The organism is Streptomyces sp. NPDC048353 (assembly GCF_055587165.1).
The window spans coordinates 83,722-103,503 of the sequence record NZ_JBVJGU010000002.1 but is presented as its reverse complement, the minus strand read 5'-3'; the positions used below and the strand labels follow the sequence as shown (position 1 = coordinate 103,503).

Here is a 19,782-nt window from a genome sequence, read left to right as displayed (position 1 = left end):
AGGCGGGTGCGGCCCGCGCCCCGCGGCGGCCGGGGCGGGGTGGGGGGGGGGGGCCGGGGCCCCGTGGGGGAGGGCCGGGGGGGGGGCCCCGGGCGGGGGGGGCGGGCCCCACTTCCGGTGATCGGGCCTCCGTCAGGCGGGCGGGCTCAGCCGCTCAGCTTCGTCTTGCTGATCTTCAGCCAGTCGAAGACCGCGTCGCACTGGTTGCCCTGCTCGCACGACAGCTTGATCGTGTTCGTGCCCTGCTTGAGCTTCACCGGCGCCCAGGTGGTCTGCCAGTTCTTCTCGAGGTTCGGGTCCGAGGAGGAGATGAAGTTCTTCAGCCCGATCGGCGAACCGTTGGGCTTGTCGTTGACGGAGAGGGTGGCGTTGGCGTCCTTCGCCGGGATCGCGTAGCGCACGTACAGGTAGTAGTCGCCGCGCTCGGCGATGTCGGCCTGCCAGGTCACGGACGACCCGACGGCGTTGAACCCGGTGACGTAGGCGCCGTCCGCGCCTTCGGCGCCCTTGATGTCCTTGGCCAGCACGGCCGAACCGCCGAGCTTGAGCGTGGCGGCGTCCTGCTTCGGCAGCTCGACGGGGGTCTCGTCGGCGCTGGGCTGCCCGCTGGGGGTCTCCTGGACCTGCGAGGAGCCGTCGGTGGGGGTGCCGCCCGCGTTGCCGCCCTTGTCGTCGCCGTTGTCGTTGTTGAGGACGGCGGCCGTGATTCCGATCACGACGACCGCGACGACCGCGATCGCGCCGATCAGCAGGCCCTTGGTGTTGGGGCCGCGGCCGCGTTGCTGCTGCATCGGCGTGGGGCGGGTGCGGTCCGCGCCGGGATAGCTTTCGGGCGCCGCGTACTGCGGGTTCGGCTGGCCGTACTGCTGCTGGCCGCCGTAGCTCTGCTGATGCGGCACATGGGCCTGTGCGGGGCCGCCGTACTGGCGCTCGCCGACCGTCCTGACCTGGTTGTACGAGGTTCTGGGGACGCCGGGCTGCGCGGCCGGGCCGGGGTAGCCGTAGCCACCGCCCTGGCCGGGGGGCTGGGCGCCCGCCGCCTGGCCGTCCGCGTACAGGTAGCCGAACGGATCGTCGTCCTCGGGCGTGTTCGCGCCGTCGTTACCGGCAGCCATCCCTGGTCACTCCTATCCATGCTCGCCAGCCGTCGCCGACCGGCCGAGCCTACCTCGAACGGGGAACGCTTCGGTCCGGTCCTTGACCGTGCGGAGCGTGACCGGCGGGTGACGGGGAGGGCTATCCGGCGCGGCGGTGGACCTTGGCGCGGGAGCGTTTTTCGATGTACATCCGCTGGTCGGCGGAGTTCAGGACCTCTTCGACGGTCATGCCGCATTCGGCCCAGCCGATGCCGAAGCTGGCGCCGACCCGGACGGCCCGGCCGTCGACGCGGATCGGCGGAATGATGGCGTTCCGGAGGCGTACGGCCAGGTCAGCGGCGTCGGCGGCGCCGAGGCCGTCGGCGAGGACGACGAATTCGTCACCCCCGAGCCGGGCGACGGTGTCTCCGTCGCGTACGCCGGTGGTGAGGCGGCGGGCGACTTCGATGAGGACGGCGTCGCCGGTGTGGTGTCCGAAGCGGTCGTTGATCGATTTGAAGCCGTCGAGGTCGCAGAAGAGGACGGCGAGGCCTTTGGTGCCGTCGTCGATGTCACCCCCGGTGGGTGCCACGGTGTGGACGTGATGGTCGTAGGGGCCGCCGGTGGCGGCGCCGGGGGCGGGGTCGAAGCCGAAGCCGTGTTCGTGGCCGTACGGGGAGTCGTATCCGCTGTCGGGGCCGTCGGCGGTCCGGGAGGTGTGGGGGCGTTCGCAGAGCCGGGCGCTGAGCCGGGAGCGCAGTTCGGCGCTGTTGGGGAGGCCGGTGAGGGCGTCGTGGGAGGCGCGGTGGGCGAGCTGGAGTTCGTGGCGCTTGCGTTCTTCGATGTCCTCGACGTGGGTGAGGAGGAAGCGGGGGCCGTCGGCGGTGTCGGCGACGACGGAGTTGCGGAGGGAGACCCAGACGTAGGTGCCGTCGCGGCGGGCGAGGCGGAGTTCGGCGCGGCCGCCTTCGGCGGAGGTGCGCAGCAGGGTTCCTATGTCCTCGGGGTGGACGAGGTCGGCGAAGGAGTAGCGGCGCATGACGGAGGCGGGGCGGCCGAGGAGGCGGCACAGGGCGTCGTTGGTGCGCAGGAGGCGGCCGTGCTGGTCGCCGCCCATTTCGGCGATGGCCATGCCGGAGGGGGCGTATTCGAAGGCTTGCCGGAACGACTCTTCGCTGGCGCGGAGGGCTTGCTGTTCGCGTTCGAGGCGGACGAGGGCGCGCTGCATGTTTGCTCTGAGGCGGGCGTTGCTGATCGCAATGGCCGATTGGGAGGCGTACATCTGGAGGGCTTCTTGGCCCCAGGGCCCGGGGTGTCGTCCGTTGCGCGGCCGGTCGACGGAGATCACGCCGAGGAGTTCGCGGCCGGAGCCGGAGGCGTACATGGGGGCGTAGAGCCGGTCGTGCGGGTGCCATTCGTCTTCGAAGCGGGGGGCGGGGCCTTCGGTGTGCCATTGGGGGACGTCGTCCTCGATGAGGACCCAGCCTTCGGTGTGCGGGATGAACCGCAGGTCGCCCCAGGCGACGCCCATGGAGAGGCGGCGTTCCCAGGAGGCGCGGGAGCCGACGCGGCCGGTGATGAGTGCTTCGGCGGCGGGGCTGCCGGCGAAGGCGGCGACGACGAGGTCTCCGTCGGGGCGTACGAGGTTGACGCAGGCCAGCTCATAGTTGAGGCCTGCGACGATGCCGTCGGCGACGGTTTGCAGGGTGTCCGCCAGGCTGCGGGCTGTGTTGAGGTCGGCCACGACCTGATGCAGCTGCCGCAGGGTCGCAAGACGGACGTACGGCTCCGACTCGGTCTCCATCGCTCGCTCTCCCCGAGACCTCGACAGCAACTCCAGGGTTCTCATCGGCTTCGTGCTGCACTGTCTCCGCCACTGAATCACAGCGAGCTGCACCGCCGGTACACAGGGTCAACAAATACTGCGGTCTGTGACTCAAGTCACAACTGTGTGTGAGGCGTTGCCTACTGCGGGAGAGAGCGCTCCCACGCTTTCTTGAACGCAAAGGGGGTGTTGTAGACCGGTGGTACGGGAGGCGGGAGGGCCGAGGGGGCGCCGGTCGGCGGGACTTTCCGGACACGACCTAGGACCGGCGGGGGTGGGCGGTCTGGTCCCCGGGCCCGATGTGGCGGCGGGTGGCTCCGGATTAGCGTGCGAGGGTGCTGCGAAAGAGCCTCACCCTCCCGTCCCCGGCGTCCCTCCCGTCCCCGCCGCCCCCGCCTCCCGTGTCGGATGCGGGCATCCCTCATGCTGAGGGGGTGAGCGACGACGAGTTCCGGGCGGCGATGTCCCGCCTCGCCGCGGGCGTGGTGCTGGTGACGGTCCACGACCCCGACGACGGCCCGCGCGGCGAGGACGTGGGGATGACGGCGACCGCGTTCATGTCGGTCTCGCTGGACCCGCCCCTGGTGCTGGTCAGCCTCCGCAACGGCTCCCGGATGGACGACCTGCTGGACGAGATCCCCGTCTGGGCGGTCTCGGTCCTCTCCGAGAGCCAGCGCCATGTCGCGGGCCGCTTCGCGATGAAGGGGCGGGTGAGCGACCGCCTCCTCTTCGAGGACGTGCCGTACACCCGCGGCGAGGAGAGCGGCGCCCCGCTGATCGGCGGCGCGCTGGCGACCCTGGAGTGCCGTACGGAGAGCCGCGTGATCGCCGGCGACCACACCCTGGTGATCGCCCGCGTCCTGACGGCCGCGTTCCCTTCGGGGGAGGGCTCACCCCTGACGTACTTCAAGGGGAAGTACCGCCACCTGGCCTGAGGGTGACGGCGACCGCCACCGCACCAGGCGCCCGCCACCACGCCCGGCGGCCGCACCCGGAGGCCGTCCCCCGCGGCCGGCCGGGGCTCAGCCCCAGTCGCGGCCCTGACGGCCGCGCTTCGTCTCCGCGCGCTGCTTCTTGACCCGCAGCCGGCGTTCGTTGATGCCCCGGGGGATCTTCGTCGCCCGGCGCGGCTTCGGCGGCGGGGCCGTGGCCTCGGCGAGGAGGGCGGTGAGGCGGACCGCTGCCGTCTCGCGGTTGCGCCACTGGGAGCGGTGCTCCGACGCCCGTACCGTCAGCACCCCGCCCACCAGGCGCGACGCCAGCCGTTCCAGGGCGCGCGCCTTCCACACCTCCGGCAGCGCGTCCGTGCGCTGAAGGTCGAAGCGGAGCTCCACCTGGGAGTCGCTGGTGTTGACGTGCTGTCCGCCCGGCCCGGACGAACGGGAGAAACGCCACATCAGCTCGGCCTCGGGAAGCGAGACGGAGCCGCGGATGACATACGGACCGGACATGCCCCCCATGTTCCCCGCAGCGGGCCCCGCACGTCATCCTGTTTTCGGCCCCCGGCTCCTCGGCCACCGGCTCCGGGCGGAACCGACGGGGCCCCGTCCGCGTTAATGCGTGTGACGACATCACGACGAAAGGGACTTCCCATGGCTGTAAGCCTGTCCAAGGGCGGCAACGTCTCCCTGACCAAGGAGGCCCCGGGCCTCACCGCCGTCACCGTGGGCCTCGGCTGGGACGTCCGTACGACCACCGGCACCGACTTCGACCTGGACGCCTCGGCCATCGGCGTCGACGCCGCCGGCAAGGTCGCCTCCGACGCGCACTTCGTCTTCTTCAACAACAAGGCGACCCCGGACCAGACCATCGTCCACACCGGTGACAACCGCACCGGCGAGGGCGGCGGCGACGACGAGCAGATCAACGTCAACCTCGCGGCCCTGCCCCCGAACGTCGACAAGATCGTCTTCCCGGTCTCCATCTACGACGCGGTCGGCCGCTCGCAGAACTTCGGCCAGGTCCGCAACGCCTACATCCGCATCCTCAACCAGGCCGGCGGCGCCGAGATCGCCCGCTACGACCTCTCCGAGGACGCCGCCACCGAGACCGCCATGGTCTTCGGCGAGCTGTACCGCAACGGCGCGGAGTGGAAGTTCCGCGCCGTCGGCCAGGGTTACGCCGCCGGCCTGGAGGGCATCGCCCGCGACTTCGGCGTCAACCTCTGACCGTCGCAGGCATCCGCCGCGACACCCTCACGGCGTCAAGGCCCCGGCTCCGGCCGGGGCCTTACCGTTTCCGCATGATCGTCGAGCCGTACGCCTCCACCGACCACGCCCTGCCCGGCCCGCTCCTCACCGAGCTGACCGAGCTGTACGCCTCCCACCGCGACTTCCACGCGATCACCGGCGACTTCCCGGACCCGGACGACATCCGGCCGGAGCAGGTCGCCGCCGCCCTCGCCGACGAACTCGCCGTCCCCGGCGCGGAGGTGCTCCTCGCCCGGTCCGAGGGCCGGCTGATCGGCGTGGCGGCGATCCTCGACCACCACCCGGACCCCGACGACCCGGATCCCTGGATCGGCCTGCTGATGGTCGACGCGCGCTCCCAGCGCTCCGGCCACGGCCGCGCGCTGGCCGGCACGCTCGAGGAGCGGTTCCGCTCCGAGGGCCGTACGGGAGTCAAGGTCGCGGTCCTGGAGAACAACCCGCGCGCCCTCGCCTTCTGGACCTCCCTCGGCTACGAGACGGCGGATCATCGCGCCGACCGGGAGAAGGGGCGGCCCTGCGTGGTGCTCCGCAAGGGGCTGTAGGCCGGAGGCGGGGGTGGTGTGCGGGGTGCTGCCGGGGGCGGTGCCCGGGCTCAGCGGGGGCGGTCCGGCTTGTCGTCCCCGTACAGCCACACGTCCCACAGCTCGCTCAGGTCCTCGCCCGCCACTTCCTCCACGTAGGCGGTGAAGTCCTCCGTGGAGGCGTTGCGGTGCCGGTACTTCGCGGGCCAGCCCGCCAGGATCTCGAAGAAGGTGTCGTCGCCGACCGTCTCCCGGATCTTGTGCAGCACCATCGCACCGCGCTGGTACACCGGCGGGTCGAAGAGGTTCTCCGCCGCCGGCGGTTCGGCCGGCGGGAAGGCCCAGTTGGCGTCCTCGGCGAAGGCCCGGTCGAAGCCGGTCCTGGCGGGGGTGTCCTCGAAGTCCTCGGCGTAGAGCCACTCCGCGTAGGTCGCGAAGCTCTCGTTGAGCCACATGTCCCGCCAGCTCGCGGGGGAGACCGAGTTGCCGAACCACTGGTGCGCCAGTTCGTGGACGAGGGTCGGGGCGTCGAAGGAGTCCTGCGGGAAGACGGGCCGGGTCTGCGTCTCCAGGGCGTAGTCGGCGTCCCCGGTCGGTTCGACGATCGCGCCGGCCGCGGAGAAGGGGTACGGCCCGAAGTTCTCCGCCTGCCACTCCAGCAGTTCGGGGATGCGGGCGAGGAGCGGGGCACCGGCATCGGCGACGGCCGGGTCTGCGGCGGTGAGGACGGCGACGCCGGAGGGGGTCTTGGCCGTGGTGACGCGGTAGCGGCCGATGGCCACCGTCGCCAGATAGCTCGCCATCGGCTCGGCGCTGTGCCAGACGGCGGTGGTCCGGCCGTTCGCGGTGCGCTCGCTGCGCAGGACGCCGTTGGAGACGGCGCGCAGCCCCTCGGGGACGGTGAGGGTGATGTCGTACGTCGCCTTGTCGGAGGGGTGGTGGTTGCCGGGGAACCAGGCCATGGAGCCGACCGGCTCGCCGAGCGCGAGCGCCCCGTCCTTCGTCTTCAGCCAGCCCTCGCCCGCCCCGTCCGCGTCGGTGATCTTCCGGGGGACGCCGGAGTAGGCGACGGTGGTCCGGAAGGTGCTGCCCCGGTCGATCTCCTCGCGGGGCCGGAGCGTGAGCTCGGTCCCGGCACGGTTGACGGCGGCCGGGGCCCCGTCGACGGTGGCGCGGCCGACGGTGAGCCCGTCGAGGTCGAGGTTGAAGGCGCTCAGGTCCTGGGTGGCACGGGCGACGATGTCGGCGGTGGCGTCGAGGCGGCCGGTGGCGGGGTCGTAGTCGAGGGCGAGGGCGTAGTGCGTGACGTCGTACCCGCCGTTGCCGAGCTTGGGGAAGTACGGGTCCCGTACCCCGGAGGCCCCGGGGCTCCCCCCGACCCCGCCGTCCTGCCCACCACTGCACCCGCCGGCCCCCACGAGGAGGACCAGCGCCGTGACGGCTGCGAGGACGACCCGGCTACGTGCTTCCACGGAACGATCTTAGGGCGTGTTCCGGGGCGTGGCCTGGGAGGGGCGGCGGGGCGGGGCGCCAGGAAGGGGGCCGGGTGGCCGCGCGGCGTGGTGACCGACGTACGGAACCGGGGGCGCCCGGGAGGGGCGGGCGGCCGCGCCCGGGGGGGCCGGGCGGCCTCGCCCGGGCGGCCCCGGTTCCGTGTCCGGGGGTTACTTGCCGAGGGCCTCCGCGCCCGCGCGGGCGAACTTCTCGTCCAGGTCGCCGCTGGGGGCGCCGGCCACGCCGATGCCCGCGATCGGGGCGCCCTTGGCGGTGACCGGGACACCGCCGCCGAGGAAGAGGGTGCCGGGGATGTCCTTCAGGTTCGGGGCCTGGGCGAGTCGGCCGGCGAGGACCGAGGTCGGGGCGTTCCAGGAGACCGCGGTGAACGCCTTGCGCTCGGCCGACTCGTAGGACTGCGGGCCCGCGCCGTCGCCGCGGAGGGTCACGAGGGTGTTGCCGTTGCGGTCCACGACCGCGACCGTCACGCGCTGGTTCTCGTCCTCGGCGGCGTCCAGGGTGGCCTGCGCCGCCTTGGTCGCGGCCTCGATCGTCAGGTGCGTGGACTGCTGGAGGTTCTTGTTCGCGGCGTCGGCCTTGGCCGCTGCGGCCGGGGCGGCGGCCGGGGCGGCGGCCGGGGCCGCCGGGGCGGAGGCGTTCGCGGAGACGGCGCCGAAGGTGCCGGCGGCGAGGGCGGCGGCCGCGGTGGCGCCGATGAGGATCTTCTTCACGGGGAACTCCTGGGATCGCTGCGTGAGTCGCTCTGCCCTCGATCCTCCGGCCGGAACCGGGCCGGTACGGTCGACGGAGCGGCTGCGTCCGCCACGCGGTACGGACGACACGCGGGTCAGCCGATCGGTTGATGCCCGTGTGGTCCCCCGGGGCCACCATGGATCCGTACACCCAGGTCAGGACAGGTACGACGGATGGAGAGGCGACGCACGTGAGGGAGCAGGACCCCGACGCCCGCTGGCTGGCGCGGGTCATGCACGTCGCCTTCTTCCTCCTCCTCGGCGCCTCCCTGGCCCGTTTCCTCCTGCGGCACCCGTGGGAGGACCGCGGCCCGTGGATCGTCGCCCTCTCCGCCGCGCTGGCCGTCCTCTACCTCCTGGACCGTGTCCCCGGCGCCCGCGCCACCCCCCGCCGGATCGCCTGGCTCTTCACGGTCGTCGCCGTCTGGATGCTCCTGGTCGTCCTCGCGCCGAGCTTCGCCTGGTGCGCCGTCCCGCTCTTCTACACCGGTCTGCGCACCCTCCCGCCGCGCGCCGCCCTCGTCCTGGTGGCGCTGCTGACCCTCTTCGTGGTGACCGCCCAGGTCCAGCTCGCGCACGGCGGCTGGGACCCGAACCTGATCATCGCGCCGCCGGCCGTCGCGGCCATCGCCACCGCCGTCTTCGTCCACGCGCAGCGCCAGGCGGACCGGCAGCGGGCCCTGATCGACGACCTCATCCGCACCCGGCGCGAACTCGCCGCCACCGAGCGGCGCGAGGGCACCCTCGCCGAACGCCAGCGGCTCTCCATGGAGATCCACGACACCCTCGCCCAGGGCCTGTCGAGCCAGCAGATGCTGCTCCAGGCCGCCGACCGCACCTGGGACGGCGACCCGTCGACCGCGCGCCGCCATGTCCGTACGGCCGAGTCCATCGCCGAGCGGAACCTCGCCGAGGCCCGCCGCTTCGTCCACGACCTCGCTCCGGCCGACCTCGCCGAGGGCGGCGGGCTCGAAGAGGCGCTGCGCACCCTCGCCGCCCGCGAATCCGCCGCGTTCCGCACCGACGGGACGCCGGTCCCGCTGCCCGACCGGGTGCAGTCGGCGCTGCTGCGGATCGCGCAGGGCGCCCTGGCCAACGTCCGCGAGCACGCCGCCGCCACCTCGGCCGCCGTGACCCTGACCTACCTCGACGATCAGGTCGTCCTCGACATCGCCGACGACGGGCGCGGCCTCGACCCGCGGCCGCCGGCCCGCGATCCGGGGGTGCGCGGCCACGGCCTGCCCGCCATGCGGGTGCGCGCCCAGCAGCTCGGCGGCACCCTCACCCTCGAGTCCACCCCCGGCGAGGGCACGGTGCTCTCCGTCGCGATTCCCCTGTCGACATCCCCGGAGGCCGGTTCATGACGGTACGCATCCTGCTCTGCGACGACCACGCCGTCGTCCGCGCCGGGCTGCTCGCCCTCCTCGGCAGTGCCCCCGACATCGAGGTCGTCGGGGAGGCCGGCAGCGGGGAGGAGGCCGTGGCGATGGCGGCGAAGCTCGCTCCCGACGTGGTCCTGATGGACCTCCAGCTCGGCCCCGGCATCGACGGCGTCGAGGCGACCCGCCGGATCGCCACGCCCGACGTCCACGTCCTGGTCCTCACCACCTACGACACCGACGCCGACATCACCCGCGCCATCGGGGCCGGCGCCACCGGTTACCTCCTGAAGGCCGAGCGGCCCGAGGAGCTGTTCGCGGCGATCCACTCCGCCGCCCAGGGCCGCACCACCCTCTCCCCGCCGGTCGCCAGCCGCGTCATGGACCGGATGCGCGGCGCGGCCGGGCCGACGCTGACCGACCGCGAGCGGGACATCCTCGGCCAGCTCGCCCACGGCCTGGGCAACCGCGAGATCGCCCGGGCGCTGTTCATCAGCGAGGCGACCGTGAAGACGCACCTGGGCCGGATCTACGCCAAGCTCGGCGTCGACACCCGGGCGGGCGCCGTCGCCGTCGCCAAGGAACAACGCCTGCTGCCCTGAGCCGCGCCTCCCCCGCCCCGCCCCCTCCCCCCTGCTACCCTGCGTCGCTGATTCATCACAAGGTGTCAGATATGTGGGAGCGCGTGTGAAGATCGCCTGCGTCGGCGGTGGCCCGGCCGGCCTGTACTTCTCGATCCTGATGAAGCGACAGGACCCGTCCCACGACATCACCGTCTACGAACGCAACCCGGCCGGCTCCACCTACGGCTGGGGCGTGACGTACTGGGCCGGGCTCCTCGACAAGCTCCGGGCCGGCGACCCGGAGTCCGCCGACGCCATCAGCGCCGCGTCCGTGCGCTGGACCGACGGCGTCGCGATCGTCCGCGACGAGCGGACCGTCCACCGCGGCGACGAGGGCTTCGGCATCGGCCGCCGCCGGATGCTCACCCTCCTGGCCGAGCGGGCCGAAGCGCTCGGCGTACGGGTGGAGTTCGAGCACGACATCACCGGCGCGGACTCCCCCGAACTCGCCGACGCCGACCTGGTCGTCGCCGCCGACGGGGTCAACAGCGTGCTGCGCGAGGCCCACGGCGACCACTTCGGCGCCGCGTTCGCCACCGGCCGCAACCGCTACATCTGGCTCGGCACCACCAAGGTCTTCGACTCCTTCAGCTTCGCGTTCAAGGAGACCGACCACGGCTGGATCTGGTGCTACGCCTACGGCTTCAGCGGCGAGCAGTCCACCTGCGTCGTCGAGTGCTCCCCCGAGACCTGGTCGGGCCTCGGGCTCGACACCCTGGGCGAGGCCGACAGCCTCCACCTGATGGAGAAGCTCTTCCACGACCTGCTCGACGGCCACGCGCTGATCGGCCGGGCCCAGGCCGACGACGCCGCCCAGTGGCTGAACTTCCGTACGCTCACCAACCGCGTCTGGCACCGCGGCAACCTCGTCCTCCTCGGCGACGCCGCCCACACCACCCACTACTCCATCGGCGCGGGCACCACCCTCGCCCTGGAGGACGCCCTCGCCCTCGCGGCCGCCCTGCGCGACCGGCAGGGCGCCGGGGGCCTGGACGGGGCGCTCACCCGCTACGCCCACCGGCGGCGGGCGGAGCTCCTGTCGGCCCAGAGCGCGGCCCGCTACAGCGCGCAGTGGTACGAGAACCTGCCCCGCTACATGCGGCTGGAGCCGGCGCAGATGTTCGCGCTCCTGGGCCAGCGCCACTCCCCGCTGCTCCCGTACATCCCGCCCCAGCTCTACTACCGGATCGACCGGGCCGCCGGACGCCTGGAGCCGCTGCGCCGCCTCAAGCGCTGGCTGGGCCCCCGCCTGGCCCGCACCCTCCACGCCCATACGCGCACGGGCGCCTGAGGGCGCCGGGGAGGGCGCCGGGGGGCGGGACGCCGGGCCCCGCCCCCTGGCCAAGCCCTCCCCCGCCCCCTGGCCATCGCCCCTGGCCCTGCCCCTGCCCCGTGCCGCGCGCTCCTGCGGCGTGCGACCATCGACCCGTGCTCGACATCGGCTACTCCCTCTCCCGTCGCTTCCCCGACCCCCCGCAGACCGACTACCGCCGCGCGGACGTCCACGCCCTGCGCCACGACCTCTTCTGCGGGGACGTCTACCTCGCCGACCCGAAGGCCGACCGGGAGCTGTCCACAGCCTGGGGATGGGTGCCGGTGCTCGACTTCGCCTGGGCGCTGTGCGACATCGTCGAGCAGCTCGACCGCGACCCGCGCGGCAACCGCGCCGCCCGCCCCCAGCACGCCGAGCTCGACTTCACCGAGTCGTCCGACCGCATGCTCTTCGAGCGCCGCTTCGGCTGGGTGGACGTCGAGGCCGACTGGATGCCCGGCGACGAGGCCCCCCTCACCTTCGGCCACCGCGAACTGCGCCGCGAGGCACGCGACTTCCTGCACGACCTGATCGCCGACCTCACCGACATGCACGAAGGCCTCGGCGACAACCCCGCGATCTGGGACCTCCAGGCACGCTTCCCCCGCGTTCCCTAGCCCCCGCACCCCGGCCCCCGGGCCCCCGGCTAGTCCTCCACCCGCACCCCCAACTGCGCGGCGAACACCGGCGCCAGGTCCAGCAGCTGGCCCGTCCCGATCACCGCGCCGGCCAGGGCGTCCACTCCGCGCGCGATCTCCAGGCGCTCCACGGTCCGCAGGTCCACGTCCTTCATCACCGCGCCGCCGAAGTCAGCGCCGGCCAGCACGCAGTCGCGGAACTCGACCCGCTCCAGCCGGGCGCCCCCGAAGTCCGGCTCGCCGAGGACGCACCCCTCGAAGAGGACGTCCTTCAGCTTCGCCATCCGCAGGTTCGGATAGTCGATCTTCCCTCCGCGCACCCACACCCGCTCCAGCACGGCCCCGTGCAGCTGCGTCCCGCCGAGCCGCGCGTCCCGCACCTCCACGTCCCGCAGCGTCGCCCCCGCGAGGTCCGTCCCCACCCCTCTGACCTCGCTCCACACACAGTCCAGGACCCGCGCCGACGTCAGCCGCGCCTCGTCCACCGCGCACTCCCGCAGCGCACAGTCCATGAACCGCGCGCCCGCCCCGTCCTGCCCCGCCAGGTCCAGGCCCCGGAACTCGAGGCCGTCATAGTCACCGTCCGGCTCCAGCCCTCCTTCGTACGCGGCGAGGGGCGGCAGCCGCACCTCCGGCCTGCGCACCGCCGCCACCGCCGCCTTCTTCCCGCTTCGTGTCGCCATGCCTTCATAGTGACGTGCGCCACTGACAACGCCCCGGATGTCACGAACCACGGCCCCCAGTCCGTCGCCTCCGTGAAACCGGATTCACCCCCACCACAGCACCACCAGGGAGAGGGACATGGCAGGCAGGCACATCAAGCGCATCACCGTCATCGGCGGGGGCTTCGCCGGCCTCACCGCGGCCGTCACCGCCGCCGAGGCCGGAGCGGAGGTCACCCTCCACGAAGCGCACGACACTCTCGGCGGCCGCGCCCGTACCGCCGAAGGCCCGTACCGCACCAACGAAGGACCCCACGCCCTCTACAGCGGCGGCCCCCACTGGACCTGGCTGAAGCAGCGCGGCCTGCTCGGCCCGCTCGCGCCGCTGCCGCCCCTCGAAGCCGCCCGGCTGCGCTTCCACCGCGACGGCGCCCTGCGCCGCGTCCCGCCCCTCGGCTTCCTGCGCCTCAGCCGCCGCAGGCCCGAAGAGGCCCCGGTCGACGTCGACTTCCTCACCTGGGCCACCCGCGTCGCCGGTCCGCGCGCCGCCCGCGCCGCCGCCGCGTACAGCGCGGTCGCCCTCTTCCACCACGACCCCGGCGCGCTCTCCGCCCGCTTCGTCCAGGAACGGCTCCGCCGGTCCACCGCCCTGCCGCCGGAGGCCCACTACCCGCGCGGCGGCTGGGGGCGGCTGATCGACCGGATGGCCGCGCACGCCCGTGACCTGGGGGTACGTGTCGAGACCGGGTCCCGTGTCGACGCGCCGCCGCTCACCGACGGGCCCGTCGTCGTCGCCACCTCCCTCGCCGCGGCTTCCCGCCTCCTCCAGGACCCCAGCCTGACCTGGGAGAGCGGCCGGACCGTCCTGCTGGACCTGGCGCTGCGCCGCCGCGCGGGCGACCCGTTCGTCATCTCCGACCTGGACGCCCCCGGCTGGATCGAGCGCTTCACCGCCCAGGACCCCACCCTCGCCCCGGCCGGCGAACAGCTCCTCCAGGCCCAGCTCCCCATCGGCCCGGGCGCCTCCAAGGCCGACGGCGTCGCCCACGCGGAACACCTGCTCGACCTGGGGTTCCCCGGCTGGCGGGACCGTACCGTCCACCGACGCGAGGCCGTCTCCACCGGCCGTACGGGAGCCGTCGACCGGCCCGGCACCACCTGGCGCGACCGGCCGGCGATCGACCGCGGCGACGGCGTCTACCTCGCCGGCGACCAGGTCGCCGCACCCGGCGTCCTCTCCGAGGTCTCCTTCACCAGCGCCGTCGAAGCGGTGTCCCTGGCCCTGCGCGCCACACCCCTTGACCTCAAGCGGACTTGAGGTTGAAAGCTGATGCCCGTCACCACGAACCACCCACGAACCACTGGTGCACCACTACGCATCCGACGGGGAGCCCGCCATGCACGCCATCCGCCTGCACGCCTTCGGCCCGGCCGAGAACCTCACCTACGAGAAGGTCCCGGACCCGGTCCCCGGCCCCGGCCAGGTCCGCGTCCGCGTCGCCGCGGCCGGCGTCCACCTCCTCGACACCGCCCTGCGCCTGGGCCTCAGCGGCCCCTTCCCGGCCCCCGCCGCCCTCCCCACCGTCCCGGGCCGCGAAGTCGCCGGCACCGTCGACGCCCTCGGCGAGGGCACCGACCCCAGCTGGCTCGGCAAGCGCGTCGTCACCCACCTCGGCCAGGGCCCCGGCGGCTACGCCGAACTCGCCGTCGCCGACGCCGGCCGGCTCCACGCCCTCCCCGACACCCTCGGCGAGGCCGAGGCCGTCGCCATGATCGGCACCGGCCGCACCACCTTCGGCATCCTCCAGTTCGCCGACCTCGGCCCCGACTCCCTCGCCGTCGTCCCCGCCGCCGCCGGGGGCATCGGCACCCTCCTCGTCCAGTACGCGAAGAACGCCGGCGCCACCGTCATCGGCCTGGCCGGCGGCCCCGAGAAGACCGCCCTGGTCGAGAAGAACGGCGCCGACCTCGCCGTCGACTACCTGCGGCCGGACTGGCCCACGACGGTCCGCGACTTCCTCGGCGACCGCGGGGCGACGGTCGTCTTCGACTCCGTCGGCGGCGCCACCGGCCGCGCCACCGTCGACCTGCTGGGCGAAGGCGGCCACCACGTCGTCTTCGGCTGGCACGGCACGGGCCCGCACGACGGCGAACCCCTCACCTTCACCGACGAGGAGCTCACCGCGCGCGGGATCACCTCCGAGAACGTGCTCGGCCCGGTCATGATCCGCAAGGCGGGCGGCGACATCCGCACCCTCGAACACGCCGCCCTCACCGCCGCCGCCGAAGGAACCCTCCGCCCCGCCGTCCACCGCTTCCCCCTCGCCGAGGCGTCCACGGCCCACCGGGCCCTGGAATCCCGCGGCACGATCGGCAAGGTCGTCCTGATCCCCTGACCCCGGGGCCGTGACGTAGCTGGAGGCGTACCGGAAGGCGGCCAACGGTGCTTGGTCTCCGACCGGTTCGCACCCGGCCGGACACCGTGCCGGACCCGACCCAGCCTTCGGCCCCAGCGCACCTATCCCAGGTACGGCGAGGACCGATGCTCCAGATAGTGCTGAATGCGCAACCGCTGCGTGTGGTGCATGGGCAGACCGGGGATTTGGTTCGGCTCCACGAACTGGAGTTCCGTGGACTCCTCCGAGATGGCAAGCGCACCCCCGACGACCCGAGCGGTGAAGCAGACATTGAACTGCCGGCGTACCTCCCCGTCGCTGTACGCGATCACATGCCGGGGGTCCGTGTAGGTGCCGACCAGACCCGTGATCTCCACGTCCAGCCCGGTCTCCTCCTTTGCTTCTCGAACAGCCGCACCTGGGAGAGAATCGCCCATCTCCATGCCGCCGCCCGGAAGCGCCCACAGGTCGTTGTCCCTCCGCCGCTGCAAGAGGATGCGGCCCGCAGAGTCGGCAACGATGACAGAGGCCGCCACCACCAGGCTGTCCGGCTCCGGCGCGTTCGGGTCGTCGTAGAACTCGTTTCGTGCCACGGGGCCTACCTTTCCACCGGTTGCGCCGTCTCCCAGACGGCGTCAAAGCTGCCCACGTACGTGTCGAACAATCCACCCCGGCCGTTCCGCCGGAGGTGCCACACAGGCGCCCCATATGCGTTCACGCTCCACACGTGGGCGTTCACCAGCATCTGATCATCCGCACGGTAGATGCTGTTGTAGAGCGTCGTCCCGTGCGTCCGCAGCTCCACCCCCGGCGCCCCGAGCAGGGGACGGTAATGCTCCAGGGCATTCCGACACCGGGACTCGATGCCGTGCCCGAATCGCTCTTCCTGCCCACGCTGTCGCACGTTGACGCTGTCGGCGTCGCCGATCGCGATGCGTACCGAGCAACCCCCGGCGGCGCGCTCCCGCAGCAGTTCGTTGAAACGGGGGTACGCCTCGTGGAGGAAAACGGCGGCGTAGACCAGCACGTCGATCCGCTTGTGGCCCTGAGTCATCAGGTCGCCAAAGGCGGAAACGGGAAGGTCGGCGCGCTGATCGTAGAGCGCCACCAGTTCAGGACTGACTGCTCGGGCCGCGCGGGCTTGCCGGAGGGCGGGCCACAGTGCGTACACGTCTTCTCTCAGTGCCTCAGCGGCTTTCGTTGCCGTCGCCCGCCTTGGGGTTCGCCCCAAGTTCACCCACCGCTCCACGGATTTTGGATCAACTTCAGCGGCGGTGGCCAGGTCGGTACAAGTCCAGCCCGCGGAAGCCAAGGCAGCTCTCAACCGCTCGTTCGGCATCGCCAGTTCCACCCATCTCTCAGGACGTCGTGAGGGACGTTTTACCGCCCGTGGGACGTCCTTAAGTGGGAAACGTACGAGGTTCCAACGTCCCAGTGATCAGAGCGAAGCTCAGGTCACGAAACGAGGGGATGGTGAGACGTGGCCGAGGAGCGGAGGCCGACCACCAGTCGGTACGCGGTGGACCGTAACGGGACGCTGGGTCGGGTGGACCGAGAGTACGAGGGAAGTGTGTTCCTGCGTCCGCCGGGAGGCGGCCGGGAGTGGGCAGTCCCGGTGGATGAGCTGCGGGCCCCGACGGCGCAGGAGTTGGACCAGGTCCGCGTCTTCACCACGCCGGTGTCGGCAGTGGAGACGTGACGGTCCGGATGGTGCACAGGGACCCCACGATGTTCGCTCGGACCTTTGAAGGACGTGGCCCTGGCTGTGGCGGTCTCCGCGCGGTGACTTGGTCGCGGCGGCGCCCTCCAACGACGACGGTGGGGGACTGCACAACACGTCCAAGAACCGCCGGAGGGAACGTCCGCCCCGGGGTGGGACGGCCTCCCACTGGTCGCCCGGAGCGGACACAGCCCGAGCCGACGGGGCTCGGGCTGGTTTTTCATAACCGAGAGGAGCACGGCATGGGATGGGGAACGGGTAAGGGCGGGAGCGGAGGCAACGGGCAGCACTCGGGAAACAAGGACCCGGGCACGTCCAAGCTGTCGTCGGACACGGCCAAGCCGAAGGATCCGCCGAAGCACAAGAAGGACTAGCACCGGTGACGACACCCGACCTGTCGGCGTCCGAGCAGATCGCCATCCGCGACCTGCTCGGCGCGGTGAACAACGCGCTGGAGACGCCGTTGGCTCCCGAATGGGAGCGGGCGGCCTGGGCGGTACCCCGCCACCACTTCCTCCCGACGCGCATCTACCTGGGAGGGGACTTGACCCCGCACACCCGTACGGATGCACCCGACACGTGGCTACGGGCCGCATACGCCGCCGACTCCGTGGTGACCCAGGTCAACGACGGCCGCGACCCCGGCGACGGAGAACGCTGGGCGTCGTCGTCCGCGTCGGACCCTTCCATCGTGTTCCGGATGCTCGACATGCTGCAGGTGGCCGACGGTCACCACGTCCTGGAGATCGGCACCGGGACCGGATGGAACGCGGGTCTCCTGGCCCACCGCGTGGGCTCGGAGAACGTCACCACGGTGGAGGTGGACCCGGTCCTTGCCACGGACGCGGACAGGCGTCTGCGGAAGCTGGGCTTGGAGCCGGAGGTCGTCTCCGGGGACGGCGCCCGGGGTCACGCGTCCTCCGGGCCGTACGACCGGGTGGAGGCCACCTGTTCGGTGCGGTCCGTCCCCCGGGCGTGGGTGGAACAGACCCGGCCCGGCGGGGTCGTCCTCACGCCCTGGGAGACGCCCTGGCTGTGCTACGGCCTGTTGCGCCTGAAGGTGGGCGGGCACGGCGACGCGTCGGGACGGTTCTTTCCCCACTCCGCGTTCATGCTCATGCGGAACCAGCGCACGGATCTGCGGATCTACCGAGACGTGGTCCGCGACGACCACCAGCCGGAGGAGTCCCGGACCACGTTGTCCCCGTGGACTGTCACGGGTGATGACCTGGCGGCCCAGTTCGCCATCGGCCTCCAGCTCCGTGACGTGTGGTGGACCTGGCACGACGACCCCGACGTGGACGGGGTGGCCTCCAGGCTCTGGGTCGCGACGACCGACGCCGCGTCCTGGGCTGCCGTCGACTGGGACGGGAAGTCGGACGACCGGTTCACGGTGTGGCAGTACGGCCCCCGCCGCCTCTGGAACGAGGTGGAGGCGGCCCACGCATGGTGGACCCACGCCGGCCGACCCGGACCCGAACGGTTCGGACTGGACACCGCCCCGGGTGCCCGTGAGTGGGTCTGGCTCGACGCGCCGGACCGCCTGATCCCGACGACCGGCTGACCGCAGCTGACCGCACCATGCCCGGCCCGGCCGCCCCCTCGCCCGCCCGGAGCGCCCGGGCAGGCGTCCGGCCCGGCCGCCCGCCTCCCCGTCGCAGGCGCCCCGGCAGGCGCCCGGTGGCTACTCCGCGCCGCCCAGCCCCCGCAGCGCCTCACCCGTCAGCCGGTACACCGTCCAGTCGTCCTGCGGCTGCGCCCCCACCGACTCGTAGAAGTCGATCGACGGCGTGTTCCAGTTCAGGACCGCCCACTCCAGGCGCTCGTAGCCCCGCTCCACGCAGATCCGCGCCAGCTCCGCCAGCAGCGCCTTCCCGAAGCCGCCGCCGCGGCTCGACGGGCGGACGTACAGGTCCTCCAGGTGGATGCCGTGGACGCCGTGCCACGTCGAGAAGTTCAGGAACCACAGCGCGAAGCCCACCGGCTCGCCCGCCGGCGTCTCCGCCAGGTGGGCGAAGGCGGCCGGGTGCGGGCCGAAGAGGGCGTCGTGGAGGGAGTCCGGCGTCGCGCGCACCTCGTGCAGCGACTTCTCGTACTCCGCGAGCTCGCGGATCATCGTGTGGATCACCGGGACATCGGCAGGCGTGGCGGTACGGATCATGCGACCAGCCTGCACACGCTCAGCCGCCCGGGGCCAGCAGTGTCCGCGCGATGGACACCTGGTCCGGATCGAGCGCCGGCTCGCCGTCCGCCACGTCCCACAGGGCGTTCTGCAGCACCCGGCCCAGCGTCCACGCCCGCGCCCGTCCCCGGTCCAGGCCCAGCCGCTCCGTCAGCAGGTCGAACCGCCACCGCGTCCCCGCCGACGGATCCGCCTCCCACAGGTCCGTCAGGGCCGGAAGCAGCTCGAACCCCGGGTCCCCCGCCAGCGGCTTCGGGTCGATCGCCAGCCACGGCTCCCGCTCCGCCGCCAGGATGTTGTCGTAGTGGAGATCCCAGTGCAGCAGCCGGTCCCCCGGCTCCCCCAGCACCTCCCGCACCGCCGCCGCGCAGTCCCGCACCAGCGCCGCGTCCTCCGGCCCCAGCCGGGCCGCCGCCTCCGGGGCCGCCGCCACCATCCGGGCCGCGATCTCCCCCAGGCCCCGCAGCCCCTCGGGCGCCGGGACCGCCACCAGCCGGGCCAGCAGACCCGCGAGAACGCCCACCGCGCCCCGTACGTCCCCGGACGCGGACAGGTGCCGGCCCTCGTCCAGCCGCTCCAGCAGCATCGTGCCCGTCCCGGGGTCCTCCGCCAGCAGCCGCACCGCCCCCGACCCGTCCCAGGCCCGCAGCGCCACCGGCTCGCCCGCGGACTCCTCGTCGAGCAGCTGCAGCTTCAGCGCCGCGGGCGTACCGTCCGAGACACGGGTCACCGGCAGCACCCACGACGCCACCCCGTACATCGAAGGCCCCGTCAGCCGCAGCCCCCACCGGTCCAGGAACTCCGCCGCCCGCCCCGGCAACGCCGCGACGAAAGCCCGCCCCGCCTCCCCGTTGAACCGGATCTGCGACGCCACCAACTCCTCGGGAACACGCATCACACCCCGATGCTAGACACCCGCCCCCGCCCCCCACCCCTCAACACCCGTCCGCCCCGGCACTCCAGTACCCTCCCGCCCACCAACCCCAGAGGCC

22 protein-coding genes are annotated in these 19,782 nt (G+C 72.8%); 12 read left to right on the top strand and 10 right to left on the bottom strand.

All coding sequences use genetic code 11. The features are described from left to right. Positions 1 to 146: 146 nt before the first annotated feature. On the bottom strand, positions 147 to 1,115 hold the full coding sequence (locus tag ACZ6RC_RS05835; RefSeq protein WP_391143593.1) for a CBM35 domain-containing protein: 969 nt from the start codon (positions 1,113 to 1,115) through the stop codon (positions 147 to 149). 121 nt (positions 1,116 to 1,236) lie between these two features. Beyond that, on the bottom strand, positions 1,237 to 2,880 hold the full coding sequence (gene cdgB / locus ACZ6RC_RS05830) for a diguanylate cyclase CdgB (RefSeq protein ID WP_453612484.1): 1,644 nt from the start codon (positions 2,878 to 2,880) through the stop codon (positions 1,237 to 1,239). A gap of 455 nt (positions 2,881 to 3,335) precedes the next feature. Between cdgB and ACZ6RC_RS05825 the strand changes: the two genes are divergently transcribed. Beyond that, the gene (locus tag ACZ6RC_RS05825; RefSeq protein ID WP_469579545.1) at positions 3,336 to 3,836 is read left to right on the top strand and encodes a flavin reductase family protein; all 501 of its coding nucleotides are present in this window, start codon (positions 3,336 to 3,338) and stop codon (positions 3,834 to 3,836) included. Positions 3,837 to 3,923: 87 nt separating this feature from the next. Here ACZ6RC_RS05825 and arfB read toward each other — a convergent pair whose 3' ends face one another. Continuing rightward, on the bottom strand, positions 3,924 to 4,361 hold the full coding sequence (arfB, locus tag ACZ6RC_RS05820) for an alternative ribosome rescue aminoacyl-tRNA hydrolase ArfB (RefSeq protein WP_469579544.1): 438 nt from the start codon (positions 4,359 to 4,361) through the stop codon (positions 3,924 to 3,926). 132 nt (positions 4,362 to 4,493) lie between these two features. On the opposite strand from arfB, the gene ACZ6RC_RS05815 reads away from it, so the two are divergent. Together ACZ6RC_RS05815 and ACZ6RC_RS05810 are read left to right on the top strand one after the other, a co-directional pair. Further along, on the top strand, positions 4,494 to 5,069 hold the full coding sequence (locus tag ACZ6RC_RS05815; RefSeq protein ID WP_391143583.1) for a TerD family protein: 576 nt from the start codon (positions 4,494 to 4,496) through the stop codon (positions 5,067 to 5,069). Positions 5,070 to 5,143: 74 nt separating this feature from the next. Continuing rightward, on the top strand, positions 5,144 to 5,653 hold the full coding sequence (locus ACZ6RC_RS05810) for a GNAT family N-acetyltransferase (protein ID WP_453612477.1): 510 nt from the start codon (positions 5,144 to 5,146) through the stop codon (positions 5,651 to 5,653). Between the two features lie 50 nt (positions 5,654 to 5,703). On the opposite strand, the gene ACZ6RC_RS05805 is transcribed toward ACZ6RC_RS05810, so the two are convergent. Together ACZ6RC_RS05805 and ACZ6RC_RS05800 are read right to left on the bottom strand one after the other, a co-directional pair. Beyond that, positions 5,704 to 7,104, bottom strand: a complete 1,401-nt coding sequence (locus ACZ6RC_RS05805; RefSeq protein WP_391143579.1) for a M1 family metallopeptidase — start codon at positions 7,102 to 7,104, stop codon at positions 5,704 to 5,706. A gap of 192 nt (positions 7,105 to 7,296) precedes the next feature. Then, positions 7,297 to 7,857, bottom strand: coding sequence for a GlcG/HbpS family heme-binding protein (locus tag ACZ6RC_RS05800; protein WP_469579541.1), 561 nt, complete (start codon positions 7,855 to 7,857; stop codon positions 7,297 to 7,299). 254 nt (positions 7,858 to 8,111) lie between these two features. Here ACZ6RC_RS05800 and ACZ6RC_RS05795 point away from each other — a divergent pair, with 254 nt between their 5' ends. The 4 genes from ACZ6RC_RS05795 (at position 8,112) to ACZ6RC_RS05780 (ending at position 11,809) form a co-directional block, all read left to right on the top strand. Continuing rightward, a complete protein-coding gene (locus ACZ6RC_RS05795; protein WP_469580745.1) occupies positions 8,112 to 9,242 on the top strand; it encodes a sensor histidine kinase in 1,131 nt (376 codons plus the stop codon). Further along, a complete protein-coding gene (locus ACZ6RC_RS05790) occupies positions 9,239 to 9,859 on the top strand; it encodes a response regulator (protein ID WP_391143573.1) in 621 nt (206 codons plus the stop codon). Before ACZ6RC_RS05795 ends, ACZ6RC_RS05790 begins: the two co-directional genes overlap by 4 nt. An 85-nt stretch (positions 9,860 to 9,944) precedes the next feature. Further along, positions 9,945 to 11,171, top strand: coding sequence for an FAD-dependent monooxygenase (locus ACZ6RC_RS05785; RefSeq protein ID WP_469580742.1), 1,227 nt, complete (start codon positions 9,945 to 9,947; stop codon positions 11,169 to 11,171). A 137-nt stretch (positions 11,172 to 11,308) separates the two neighbouring features. Further along, complete coding sequence (locus ACZ6RC_RS05780; RefSeq protein WP_391143571.1) at positions 11,309 to 11,809, top strand: hypothetical protein; 501 nt, start codon at positions 11,309 to 11,311, stop codon at positions 11,807 to 11,809. A 29-nt stretch (positions 11,810 to 11,838) separates the two neighbouring features. Here the strand turns inward: ACZ6RC_RS05780 and ACZ6RC_RS05775 are convergent, their stop codons facing one another. After that, entirely contained in the window at positions 11,839 to 12,513 is a 675-nt protein-coding gene (locus ACZ6RC_RS05775) for a pentapeptide repeat-containing protein (RefSeq protein ID WP_391143568.1), read from the bottom strand. A 133-nt stretch (positions 12,514 to 12,646) separates the two neighbouring features. On the opposite strand from ACZ6RC_RS05775, the gene ACZ6RC_RS05770 reads away from it, so the two are divergent. Together ACZ6RC_RS05770 and ACZ6RC_RS05765 are read left to right on the top strand one after the other, a co-directional pair. Further along, complete coding sequence (locus ACZ6RC_RS05770; protein WP_469580741.1) at positions 12,647 to 13,810, top strand: FAD-dependent oxidoreductase; 1,164 nt, start codon at positions 12,647 to 12,649, stop codon at positions 13,808 to 13,810. A 79-nt stretch (positions 13,811 to 13,889) separates the two neighbouring features. Further along, positions 13,890 to 14,888, top strand: a complete 999-nt coding sequence (locus tag ACZ6RC_RS05765; protein WP_469579539.1) for a zinc-binding dehydrogenase — start codon at positions 13,890 to 13,892, stop codon at positions 14,886 to 14,888. Positions 14,889 to 15,010: 122 nt separating this feature from the next. On the opposite strand, the gene ACZ6RC_RS05760 is transcribed toward ACZ6RC_RS05765, so the two are convergent. Together ACZ6RC_RS05760 and ACZ6RC_RS05755 are read right to left on the bottom strand one after the other, a co-directional pair. Continuing rightward, positions 15,011 to 15,481 carry an NUDIX domain-containing protein gene (locus ACZ6RC_RS05760; RefSeq protein ID WP_469579538.1) on the bottom strand — a complete coding sequence of 157 codons (471 nt, stop codon included), beginning with the start codon at positions 15,479 to 15,481 and terminating at the stop codon, positions 15,011 to 15,013. 5 nt (positions 15,482 to 15,486) lie between these two features. After that, positions 15,487 to 16,227 carry a helix-turn-helix domain-containing protein gene (locus tag ACZ6RC_RS05755; protein ID WP_469580738.1) on the bottom strand — a complete coding sequence of 247 codons (741 nt, stop codon included), beginning with the start codon at positions 16,225 to 16,227 and terminating at the stop codon, positions 15,487 to 15,489. 207 nt (positions 16,228 to 16,434) lie between these two features. Between ACZ6RC_RS05755 and ACZ6RC_RS05750 the strand changes: the two genes are divergently transcribed. The 3 genes from ACZ6RC_RS05750 to ACZ6RC_RS05740 all read left to right on the top strand — a co-directional run bounded on the left by ACZ6RC_RS05750 (position 16,435) and on the right by ACZ6RC_RS05740 (position 18,172). Then, a complete protein-coding gene (locus ACZ6RC_RS05750; protein ID WP_469579536.1) occupies positions 16,435 to 16,587 on the top strand; it encodes a hypothetical protein in 153 nt (50 codons plus the stop codon). 263 nt (positions 16,588 to 16,850) lie between these two features. Further along, the gene (locus ACZ6RC_RS05745; protein WP_469579534.1) at positions 16,851 to 16,982 is read left to right on the top strand and encodes a hypothetical protein; all 132 of its coding nucleotides are present in this window, start codon (positions 16,851 to 16,853) and stop codon (positions 16,980 to 16,982) included. Between the two features lie 5 nt (positions 16,983 to 16,987). Next, positions 16,988 to 18,172 (top strand): methyltransferase domain-containing protein, encoded by a 1,185-nt coding sequence (locus ACZ6RC_RS05740; RefSeq protein ID WP_469579532.1) that lies wholly within the window; start codon positions 16,988 to 16,990, stop codon positions 18,170 to 18,172. A gap of 120 nt (positions 18,173 to 18,292) precedes the next feature. On the opposite strand, the gene ACZ6RC_RS05735 is transcribed toward ACZ6RC_RS05740, so the two are convergent. After that, positions 18,293 to 18,769: a GNAT family N-acetyltransferase gene (locus ACZ6RC_RS05735; RefSeq protein ID WP_469579531.1), complete on the bottom strand. Its 477-nt coding sequence runs from the start codon at positions 18,767 to 18,769 to the stop codon at positions 18,293 to 18,295. A 19-nt stretch (positions 18,770 to 18,788) separates the two neighbouring features. Continuing rightward, positions 18,789 to 19,685, bottom strand: coding sequence for an aminoglycoside phosphotransferase family protein (locus ACZ6RC_RS05730; RefSeq protein ID WP_469580735.1), 897 nt, complete (start codon positions 19,683 to 19,685; stop codon positions 18,789 to 18,791). Positions 19,686 to 19,782 lie beyond the last annotated feature (97 nt).